This is a genomic window from Clostridioides sp. ZZV15-6383, assembly GCF_020657735.1.
Lineage (GTDB): Bacteria > Bacillota > Clostridia > Peptostreptococcales > Peptostreptococcaceae > Clostridioides > Clostridioides difficile_D.
The window spans coordinates 12,879-24,488 of record NZ_JAGWCV010000011.1; the positions used below are offsets into that span (position 1 = coordinate 12,879).

The 11,610-nt window shown below is 28.8% G+C and carries 9 protein-coding genes; all 9 read left to right on the forward strand.

The window, feature by feature from the left end; all coding sequences use genetic code 11:
• The first annotated feature begins 8 nt into the window (after positions 1 to 8).
• The 9 genes from KGF42_RS06190 (at position 9) to KGF42_RS06230 (ending at position 11,431) form a co-directional block, all read left to right on the forward strand.
• Complete coding sequence (locus KGF42_RS06190) at positions 9 to 1,184, forward strand: CDP-glycerol glycerophosphotransferase family protein (RefSeq protein WP_227822340.1); 1,176 nt, start codon at positions 9 to 11, stop codon at positions 1,182 to 1,184.
• Positions 1,185 to 1,212: 28 nt separating this feature from the next.
• Entirely contained in the window at positions 1,213 to 1,962 is a 750-nt protein-coding gene (locus tag KGF42_RS06195) for a glycosyltransferase family 2 protein (RefSeq protein WP_054274760.1), read from the forward strand.
• Positions 1,963 to 1,983: 21 nt separating this feature from the next.
• A complete protein-coding gene (locus KGF42_RS06200) occupies positions 1,984 to 2,892 on the forward strand; it encodes a glycosyltransferase family 2 protein (RefSeq protein WP_227822341.1) in 909 nt (302 codons plus the stop codon).
• 47 nt (positions 2,893 to 2,939) lie between these two features.
• Positions 2,940 to 3,692, forward strand: a complete 753-nt coding sequence (locus KGF42_RS06205) for a glycosyltransferase family 2 protein (protein WP_227822342.1) — start codon at positions 2,940 to 2,942, stop codon at positions 3,690 to 3,692.
• A 26-nt stretch (positions 3,693 to 3,718) separates the two neighbouring features.
• Positions 3,719 to 5,014 (forward strand): UDP-glucose dehydrogenase family protein, encoded by a 1,296-nt coding sequence (locus KGF42_RS06210; protein WP_227822343.1) that lies wholly within the window; start codon positions 3,719 to 3,721, stop codon positions 5,012 to 5,014.
• A 5-nt stretch (positions 5,015 to 5,019) separates the two neighbouring features.
• Positions 5,020 to 6,111, forward strand: coding sequence for a glycosyltransferase (locus KGF42_RS06215; protein WP_054274756.1), 1,092 nt, complete (start codon positions 5,020 to 5,022; stop codon positions 6,109 to 6,111).
• An 84-nt stretch (positions 6,112 to 6,195) separates the two neighbouring features.
• Positions 6,196 to 8,109, forward strand: coding sequence for a nucleoside-diphosphate sugar epimerase/dehydratase (locus KGF42_RS06220; protein WP_227822344.1), 1,914 nt, complete (start codon positions 6,196 to 6,198; stop codon positions 8,107 to 8,109).
• Between the two features lie 198 nt (positions 8,110 to 8,307).
• Complete coding sequence (locus KGF42_RS06225) at positions 8,308 to 9,015, forward strand: NlpC/P60 family protein (protein ID WP_227822345.1); 708 nt, start codon at positions 8,308 to 8,310, stop codon at positions 9,013 to 9,015.
• A gap of 304 nt (positions 9,016 to 9,319) precedes the next feature.
• The gene (locus tag KGF42_RS06230; RefSeq protein ID WP_227822346.1) at positions 9,320 to 11,431 is read left to right on the forward strand and encodes a cell wall-binding glycosyl-hydrolase Cwp19; all 2,112 of its coding nucleotides are present in this window, start codon (positions 9,320 to 9,322) and stop codon (positions 11,429 to 11,431) included.
• The last annotated feature ends 179 nt before the right edge of the window (positions 11,432 to 11,610 follow it).

Genomic DNA, 11,610 nt, shown 5'->3' on the forward strand with positions numbered 1-11,610 from the left:
TGGTGTTTATGGACAAGGTTAAATTTTTAATAAATATGCTTTTGGCTTTTTTTATATATCCATTTAGTAAGCATAAGTTTAATGGTAGAAATATCTGGCTTATAGGTGGACATTCAGGAGATATATACAATGATAATTCAAAGTTCTTTTATGAGTATATGTTGAAAGAACATAATGATGTAGAAACTTATTGGGTAGTAAATAAAGACAGTAAAGTATTCGATAAAATTCCAGGCAAAAAATTAATAAGAGGAAGTGTAGAAAACTATCTATATTATTACAATTCAAAAGCAATAATATTTTCACATGCGCCATCAGCAGATATAGCACCATATAATTTTGCTGTACCTGTTCTTAATTATTTCCATAAAAAGACGATAAAAGTGTTTTTAAATCATGGGACTATAAGTTTTAAAAAGAGAAAACCAATGAATAAAAAATTCAAAAATATTATAGATAACTTATATAAAAGCTATAATATGGTTACAGCAAGTTCTGAGTTTGAAAGAAATGTTATGGTAAATGATTGGGGAATGTTAGATGACTCAGTTTATATAATTGGAAATGCAAGATATGACAATTTACCAACAAATGAAGTTGCACAAACACGAGATATATTATATACTCCTACATGGAGAGATTGGATAAAATTTAGTTCAGGAAAATTTACAGATACAGATTATTTTAAAAATATAATGAATTTCTTGAATGATGATAAGTTAAATAAAATTCTAGATGAAAAAGATATAAATGTAAAAATCTATATGCATCATCTTATGCATGAGTTTATAGATGATATAAAAGAAAATATAACAGGAAAACGAATTGTATTTTTAGATAAAGGGGTAACTCTAGCAAATGAAATTAGAAAATCAGCTGCAAATATAACTGATTATTCAAGTGTAGCCATAGACTTTTTATATATGAACAGACCTATATTGTTTTACCAATTTGACTTGGATGAATATATGCAAAAAGTTGACTCATATATAGATTTAAAAAGTGAAATGTTTGGGTCTTTGGCTTATAATAATGATGAAGCTGTGAATAAACTTATTGATATTATTGAGAATAATTTTGAGGTTATGGATAACCAAAAAAATGAAAGAAATAAGTTTTTCAGATATAATGACAATAAGAACTGCAAGAGGATATATGATTGTGTATTAAGTAAAATTAAATAAATATTTTATAAATGATGAGGAAGGTAATATGAAGAAGAATTTAGTATCTATAATTACTCCCATGTATAATTCTGAAAAATTTATTGAAGCAACCATAAAATCAGTATTAAACCAAACTTATCAAGAGTGGGAAATGTTAATTATTGATGATTGCTCAACAGATAATAGTCCTAATATAGTCAAATCTTATATGCAACAAGATAGTAGAATAAAATGTATAAAGACTGAGACTAATAAGGGTGTCTCTAATGCTAGAAATTTAGCACTAAGTAAGGCAACAGGACAATTTATAGCTTTTTTAGATAGTGATGACCAATGGAATAGTAGTAAGCTAGAAAAACAAGTAAACTTTATGTTAGAAAATGACTATGTAATCTCATTTACTTCATATGAACTAATGGATGAAAATGATAAGAAGTTAAACAAAGTAATAAAAGTTCCACCTAATGTAGATTATAGAAGATTATTGAAGGGAAATATTTTGGGATGTCTTACTGTTGTTATTGATAAGTCTAAACTGGATTTTGAAATCAAAATGAGTGGTGTAAGACATGAAGATTATGTCTTGTGGCTATCTATATTAAAAAGAGGACATATCGCCCATGGAATAAATGAAGTTTTAGCATTATATAGAAAATCTAGTAACTCACTAAGTGGTAATAAAATAAAAGCTGCTATGTGGACTTGGAATATATATAGAAATATAGAAAAAATACCTCTATACAAAGCTATATACTACTTTATTAATTATGGAATAAATGGAATCAAAAAAAGTTAGATAGAGAGGAAGATTTAATTAATGTATAAATATAAATTTACTGTATTTACTCCAACATATAATAGAGCTCATTTGCTTGAAAACCTGTATAATGATTTAAAAGCTCAAACATATGATTTCAATGATTTTGAATGGTTAATTGTTGATGATGGAAGTAGCGACAGTACTAAAGAATTAGTTGAAAAATTTATATCAGAAAATAAATTAAATATAAGATATATATACAAAGAAAATGGAGGAAAACATACTGCAATAAATCTAGGTGTAAAAAGTGCAGATGGAGAGCTATTTTTTATTGTAGATAGTGATGATGGTTTAATTAAAGATTCTCTTGAAATTGCTGATAATGAGTGGAATTCTGTAGAGAATAAAGAAGGATTTAGTGGAGTTGTTGGACTTTGTGTATATCCAAGCGGAGATTTGATAGGGACAAAAATGCCTGAAGATAAGAAAATATGTCACTTTGCAGACCTATATTTTAAGTATGGTGTTAAGGGAGATAAAAGTATAGTATTTGTAACTGATGAGCTTATAAAATTTCCTTTTCCAGAAAGAAAAGAAGTGAGATTTTTACCAGAAAGTGTAGTATGGAATGAAATGTCTAAATACTATAAAGTTAAATGTGTAAACAAACCTATGATAATAAGAGATTATTTGGATGATGGTTTGACTAAAAATATTTTAAATAAAAATGCATTGAAAGGTAGAGCATTAGAATTTTTATATTTAATAAATCAAAGTACATATCCATTAGATAGATATCCATATATGTGGATAAAAAATTACATAAATTTAGCCAGATATTCATTATTGTCTGATAGTCATTATTTTGGCGAAATAAATAAGATATCTGATAAATTATTGTATTTAGTATTGTTTCCATTAGGATATTATAAATATATTGGACAAAGAAAATTAGTATCTAAGTAAACTTGTTGGTATAGTACTGCTAGTTGCTATATAAGGAGAGTAAAAATATGAATGAGCCTTTAGTATCGATAATTACTCCTGTATATAATTCAGAAGAGTTTTTATCAGAGACGATAAAGTCAATCCAAAATCAAACTTATAAAAATTGGCAGCTTTTATTAGTGGATGATTGTTCTAAGGACAATTCAAGTGAAATTATAAAAAGTTTTCAAAAAGAAGATGCTAGAATAAAATATATAAAACTTGAAAAAAATTCTGGAGCTGCAGTATCTAGAAATGTTGGTATTAAAAATGCGGAAGGTAGATTTATCGCATTTGTAGATAGTGATGATTTATGGGATAGTAAAAAGTTAGAGATTCAGATAGAATATATGTTAAAAGGAAATATCGGATTTTCTTTTACATCTTATAGATATATGAGACAAGATGGAACAAAAACAAATAAAGTTGCAAGAGCACCTAAAAAGATTGACTATGAGGGATTGCTTAGAAATACTATAATAGGGTGTTCTACTGTAGTCATTGATAAGAATATCGTAGGTGAATTTAGCATGCCTTTAGTGAGAAGAGGACAAGATACTGCAACCTGGTTACAGTTACTTAAAAAGGAAAAATATGCATATGGAATTCCAGTAGATTTAGTGAATTATAGGCTAGTTGGAAATTCTATATCGAGCAACAAGATAAAAGCATTAAAACGAACTTGGAATACTTATAGAAATGTTGAAAATTTAAGTTTACCAAAAACCCTATATGTATTTTGTTTCTATGTTTTTAATGCCATTAAAAAAAGAGTATAAGTTTTATATACTTGGAGGTAAAAATAATGAAGATAGCTATAGCTGGGACTGGATATGTAGGGTTGGTTACAGGTGTTTGTCTAGCAGAGGTAGGTAATGAAAATGTAGTCTGTGTTGATGTAGATGAACAAAAAGTTAAATCAATGAAGCTTGGAATAGCTCCTATATATGAAGAAGGCCTAGAAGAACTTATGGTTAAAAATTACAATAGAGGAAGAATAGATTACACTACTGATTATAAAAAAGCTTATGAAGATGCAGATGTAATATTAATAGCTGTAGGTACTCCAGAGAGAAGTGATGGTTCAGCTAATTTAGATTATATAAAGGCTGTTGCAAAGCAAATAGCTGAAACTATAACAAAAGATACTCTAGTTGTAATAAAATCTACAGTACCAATTGGTACAAATGAAGAAATAGAATGTTATATAAATAAGAATTTAAAAAATGAGGTAAAAGTAGAACTTGCATCTAATCCAGAGTTTTTGTCACAAGGAACAGCAGTAAAAGATACTTTACATGCTTCAAGAATCGTTATAGGTGTAGAAAGTGAATGGGCTAGAGATATATTACATCAAATTTATGAACATTTTAATCAACCTATAATAGTTACAAATAGAAATAGTGCTGAAATGATAAAATACGCATCAAATAACTTCTTGGCACTTAAAATATCTTTTATGAATGATATTGCAAATCTTTGTGAAATAGCTGGGGCTAATGTAGAAGATGTAGCTTTAGGAATGAGTTATGATGATAGAATAGGAAGTAAGTTTTTAAAGGCGGGAATAGGATATGGTGGTTCTTGTTTTCCAAAAGATACAAAAGCTCTTCACTGGCTATCTGAACATAATGGATATGAATTAAAAACAGTAAAAGCTGCAATAGAAGTTAATGAAAGCCAAAAACTTAAATTAGTTAGAAAGGCATCTAAACTAGTAGAGAGTTTTCAAGATATGAAGGTTGCTGTTTTAGGTTTGACTTTTAAACCAGACACTGATGATATAAGAGAAGCTCCATCTATACCAAATATAAAATATTTGCTTGAAAGAGGAGCAAGAGTGACAGTATACGACCCAATTGGTGTGAGTAATACTAAGAAAATATTTGGTGATTCTATACTCTATGCTGATTCTGTAGATGATGCTATAGAAGATGCAGAGATATGTTTTATAATGACTGAATGGAAAAATGTATTAAATTATGATATACATAAGTATAAGGAAAAGATGAAAAATCCTTTAGTTCTTGATGGAAGAAACTGCTATAAAATTAAAGATATGGAAGAACTAGGGATTGAGTATTATTCGATAGGAAGGTAAATATTATGAAGACTGTTTGTTATTTAGCTGATGGGTCAAATCCTCATACTTTAAAATGGTGTAGTTTTTTTAAAAATAAAGGATATGACATTCATGTAATCTCTTTAAATGGAGGTCATATGGAAGGAATTAAGATTTATGATTTTGGTTCTAATGTAGAAGAACTAAAAAATGAAAACATTTCTAAAAAAACAGGATACTTAGGTTCAATAAGACAAATAAAGAAACTAGTAAATGAAATAAAGCCAGATATATTGCATGCACAATATGCAAGTAGTTATGGATTTATAGGTAGTCTACTTGGGTATCATCCATATATTATTTCTGTCTGGGGTACTGATATTTATGATTTCCCTAATAATGGTTTTATACAAAAACAAATTATAAAACATAATTTTAGAAAAGCAGACTATATTTTTTCAAATAGTAGAGATATGGCTAAAGAGGCTAATAAATATACAGCTAAGCATGTAGATGTAACTTTTTTTGGAGTAGATATGGATAGGTTTAAGCCTATGGAAGTAGAAAAAGAAGATGCTTTTGTAATAGGAATTATAAAGAGTCTAGAAAAAAAATATGGAATTGAATATTTAATACAAGCATTTAAGATGCTGAAAGATGAATATAAAGATAAGAAAATAATTCTTAAAATAGGCGGTTCTGGAAGTCAGATGGACAACCTAATAAATTTAACTAAAGAATTAGGTATAGAAGATGATGTTCAGTTCTTAGGAAGAATATCTCCAGATGATGTCAGTAAGACGTTCAATTCTTTTGATGTAACAGTATTTCCTTCTTTGAGAGAGGGATTTGGGGTGGCAGCTATAGAATCAGAGGCGTGTGAAGTACCTGTTATAGTTACAAATGTAGGTGGACATCCAGAATCTGTATGGGAAAATGAAACTGGATTAATTGTAGAACCAAAACAAGCAGAAGAAATAAAAAATGCTATAATAAAACTAATGGAGAATGATGAACTTAGAGTTAGTATGGGTAAAAAAGGTCGTCAGTTTGTTAGAGAAAATTATGAAGTTAATTTAAACTTTAATGATATAGAGAAAATTTATGATTCTATATTGGATAAATATAAAAAATAAAATTAAAAAATACAGCAAAAGATAGATGTTGTTGGCTATGCTTAGGTGCGTAGCTTTTGCTGTTTATATGGAGGGCTTCTAGTTATGCGAGAAAGTATAGATTTAGAGAAAGAAAGCTTTTTTAATAAGCTTTTTAAAAAATATAAATTTAGACAATTAACATTATTAATTCTAGATATTTGTAGCGTGCTAGTAGCATTTCGAATGTCTTTGAGTTTGACAGGTAATTTAAATGTATTTACTATTAATGATATAATAATTTCAGCTTGTATATATATTGTACTTCATATAGTGTCATTTAGATTGTTTAAGTGCTACAACACATTATGGAGATATGCAGGAGAAGAAGAAATTATATCTATTTTTATAGCAACTTTAGCTTATTTAATTCCAGTTTATATAATAAATAAATTATTAGGGTTTGATTATCCTATAATGTTTTATGTACTAAATACAATATTTATTATAATGTTTACAAGTGGTGCAAGAGTAGCCTATAGAGCTATAAGAATAGTGATGAATAAGACATATTTTAGGGGCAAGGTTTCAAATATCCTTATAATTGGGGCAGGAGATGCTGGAGAAATGGTTATACAGGAATTAAAGAGAAATCCAGAACTTAAAAAAGTAGCAGTGGCTATAATTGATGATGATGAAAATAAAATTGGAAGAATAATTCATAATGTAAAAATTGTAGGGACAACCTCAAATATAAAAGATGTAGTTGAAAAATATAATATAGATGAAATAATCTTTTCAATAGCAAATATAGAAAAGCTTAGAAAAAAAGAAATTATTGATATGTGTAAAAATACTAACTGTAAAATAAAGACAATACCAGGAATTTACGAAATTATAGATGGAAAAGTTGATATAAAACAGATTAGAGAGGTAGAAATAGAAGACTTGTTGGGTAGAGAGACTATAAAAACAAATCTAAGAGAGATAAGTAATTATATTGAAGGAAAAGTAATTTTAGTAACTGGAGGAGGAGGCTCAATTGGCTCAGAGCTTTGTAGACAGATTGCAGGATTTAGTCCTAAAGAACTTATTATAGTTGATAATTATGAAAACAATGCTTATTCAATACAACAAGAATTGCTTAGGAAATATAGAAATAAATTAGATTTAAAGACAGTAATAGCATCAATAAGAGAAGAAAAAAGAATGGATGAAATTTTTAACAAATACAGACCAGAAGTAGTATTCCATGCGGCAGCTCATAAACATGTTCCTCTTATGGAGTCAAGCCCTGGTGAGGCTATAAAGAATAATGTATTTGGGACTTTAAATATAGCTGGACTGTCTTCAAAATATAGAGCTAAAAAATTTGTTCTTATATCTACAGATAAGGCTGTAAACCCTACTAATATAATGGGAGCTACTAAAAGGGCAGCCGAAATGATTATACAGACAATGAATGATGAGAGTCAGACTGAATTTGTTGCAGTTAGGTTTGGAAATGTACTTGGAAGTAATGGAAGTGTAATTCCACTTTTTAAGAAGCAAATTGAAGATGGTGGACCAGTGACAGTTACTCATCCAGATATCATTAGATATTTTATGACAATACCAGAGGCTGTAGGGCTTGTTATACAGGCTGGGGCTATGGCTAAAGGTGGAGAAATATTTGTGCTTGATATGGGAGAGCCTGTAAAAATATTAGATTTAGCAAAAAATTTAATAAAATTCAGTGGATTTGAACCAGATGTTGATATAAAAATTGAATTTTCTGGTCTTAGACCAGGTGAAAAATTGTATGAAGAACTTCTTATGTCAGAAGAAGGTTTGTTGGATACAGAGCATAAAAAGATTTTTATTGGTAGACCAATAGATGTTGATAGAGAAAAAATAACAAAATACTTAAAACTTTTAAAAGAAATTACTAACAATGAAGAAATTGAAAAAATAGATGATGTTATGAGAAAATTAGTACCAACTTACATTAAACCAGAAGATGCTAATATCAAGGAAATTGTAATAACTAAAGAAAAGTAGAATATATTTCTAAATTGTAACCAGGGGGAGCAAAAATAAACAATAAAATATGAAAAAGAAACAAAAGATTACAAAAAGATTACAAAAAGATTACAAAAAAGGTTGCAATTTATTTTGATGTAAGTTAGAATGTTAATTAGGAATTGGAAACAAAGGAACAAAATGTTAAATTTTCGAAAGGATTAGGTATTTGAGATTATGATGAATATAAAAAATAAAAAACATATATTGAAAAAATTTATAGCTATGGTGTTAATAGCAGGAGTTGTCACAGTAGAAGCAGGAGCAATAACAGCTAGTGCAGCAGAGCTAACTAATTCACCTATGAGTGCAACAGTAGACCAGTGTGATTTTTTAAATGTAAGAAGTGGAGCTAATGCAAATGATGCAGTAGTAGGAAAGATAAACACAGGAGACAAAGTTGAAGTTTTAGAATTACATTCAAATGGATGGATTAAAATAAAAACTGTTGACAATGTTACAGGATGGGTAAATGGAGACTATTTAACTATTCAAGGTGGAAATGTAGACGCAAAGGTACAAAAAGTTTTAAACTTAGCATTTAAGCAACAAGGTAAGCCATATAGATGGGGAGCAACTGGACCAAACTCTTTTGATTGTTCTGGATTCACTTCTTATGTTTATAAAAATGGAGCAGGAGTTAATTTACCAAGAGTATCAAGATCACAAGCAACAGTAGGAAAGAAAGTATCTAGAGCAGAATTAAAACCAGGAGATTTAGTTTTCTTTGGTTCAGGTGGTTCAATAAATCATGTTGGGTTGTATGTAGGGAATTCTAAATTCATACATTCACCACAAACAGGAGATGTAGTAAAAGTTACTAGCATGGCTCCAGGAACTAATTATGCAAGAAGACTTATAACTGCTACACGTGTTTTACAATAATAATAGATATTGATTTACATAGGATTGAATATTAACATTGAGTATGTATAATTACATTTAATGTTTTACATAGAGCTTTAAGAATTTAGTAATATTAAAATAATGATGAACGTTATAAAAACAGCAAAGAATATAAATTTCTTTGCTGTTTTTTTTATAATAAATTATTTCGTATTATAATCAAATATTAAATATAAATATTAAATAAATTATTCAATATTTGACAGATAATATGAATTTTAGATATACTTAGTAAGGAGTATATTGTAGAAAAAAATAAATTTTAGAAATTAAGGGGGATGAAATGAAAAAAATAAGTATATTAGTATTATCATTGATAATGACACTTACAATGTGTAGTGTTAGTTCATTTGCTGATTCATCAAATGATAAGGAAATGAGAGCTGCTTGGATATCTACAGTTTATAATATAGACTGGCCTAAGACTAAAAATAATGAAGCCAAGCAAAAAAAGGAATACACAGATTTATTGGACAAATTAAAAAGTGTAGGAATAAATACAGCAGTGGTTCAAGTAAGACCAAAATCAGATGCTTTATATAAATCAAATATAAACCCATGGTCTGAATATCTTACAGGTACACAAGGTAAGAACCCTGGATATGACCCATTACCATTTTTAATAGAAGAAGCACATAAAAGAGGAATGGAATTCCATGCATGGTTTAATCCATATAGAATAACTATGGCAGATGAGAGCATAGATAAATTGCCAGCAAACCATCCAGCAAAGAAAAATCCAAGTTGGGTAGTTAAACATGGAAATAAGTATTACTATGACCCAGGTTTACCAGAAGTTAGAAAGTACATAGTGGATAGTATAGCAGAGGTAGTTCAAAATTATGATATAGATGGAGTTCATTTTGATGATTATTTCTATCCAGGAGTAAGCTTCAACGATACTGCTACATATCAAAAATATGGAAATGGACAAAATAAAGACAATTGGAGAAGAGAAAATGTAAATACTTTACTTAGAGATGTAAAAGCGTCTATAAAGAGTATAAAGCCTAATGTTGTATTTGGTGTAAGCCCAGCAGGTATATGGAGAAATAAGAGTAGTGACCCAACAGGTTCAGACACATCAGGCAATGAAAGTTATGTAGGTACATATGCAGATACAAGAGCATGGATAAAACAAGGATTAGTTGATTATGTAGTTCCACAACTTTACTGGCCAATTGGTCTTAAAGCAGCAGATTATTCTAAGTTAGTGGCATGGTGGGCCAATGAAGTAAAAGGAACAAATGTAGACTTATACATAGGACAAGGTATATATAAGCAAGGCCAATCAAGTTATGGTGGACAAAATATAGCGAAAGAAATAGTAAAACAAGTAACATTAAATAGAAAGTATAGTGAAATAAAAGGTAGTATGTATTTCTCAGCTAAAGATATAGCAAATAGCACTTCTATACAAAATGATTTAAAGAGTTTATATTCTAGTAGTGAAGAACCAGTTACTCCACCATCTAATGTTAAAGTGGAGAAATTAAGAGGTGCTGAAAGATATGACACAGCAGTAGCAATAAGTAAAAAAGGTTGGGCTAAAAATTCAGATACAGTAGTACTAGTAAATGGATACTCTATAGTTGATGGTATAACATCAACACCACTTGCTACAGCAAATGATGCCCCTATACTATTAGTAAATAAAGATAATATACCAACATCTACTAAGAATGAGATAAAAAGACTTAATCCAAGTAAAGTTATTCTAATTGGAGGAAATAACTCTATTGGAGATAAAGTTGAAAGTGAGATAAAAGACACCCTATCAGATGTATTAATAAATAGAGTGGGTGGTTCAGATAGATATAGTACATCTCTAATGATAGCAAAAGAATTAACAAAAACTAATCCAGTAGAAAAACTATATATAACAAGTGGTACAGGTGAAGCGGATTCTCTTTCTATAGCTTCAAAAGCAGGAGAAGAAAAGCAACCAATCGTACTAGTATCAAAAGATAATGTAAGCGATGAAGTTTATAATTGGATATCAGACTTAAAAGTAAAAGATGCTTATTTTATAGGTGGTAACCTAAGTATATTTGATTCAGTAATAAATAAATTAGATAAGGTTATTACAAATGATGTATCTAAAAATAGAATAGCTGGAGAAAATAGGGAAGAAACAAATGGAAAGGTAATACAAAAATTCTATCCAAATGCTGAATATCCATCAATGTTTGTTAGTAAAAGTAACCAGTTAGTAGATGCATTAACATCAGGTCCTTTAGCAGCTAAATTAAAATCACCAGTAGTTATGCTTGGAAATAGTGTAACATCTGCTCAGAAAACTGCTTTAGAGCCTAAGAAAACGACTCTAGTATATGAAGCTGGAGATGGCATAAATCAAACTGCATTAAACATTTTCTTAAACTTAGTTAAGTAATAAAAAAAGTTAGTTTAAGATATAAAATATTTTATAAATGTAGAGTAAAATGAGAATTATCGAGATAAATTAGTAAATAAAAAAGAACTATATGCATTTTATAATCAAGTGTACATGATAGCTTGAAAATAATTATGCAATATAGTTCTTTTTTTAGTAATTAATCTTATACTTTACAA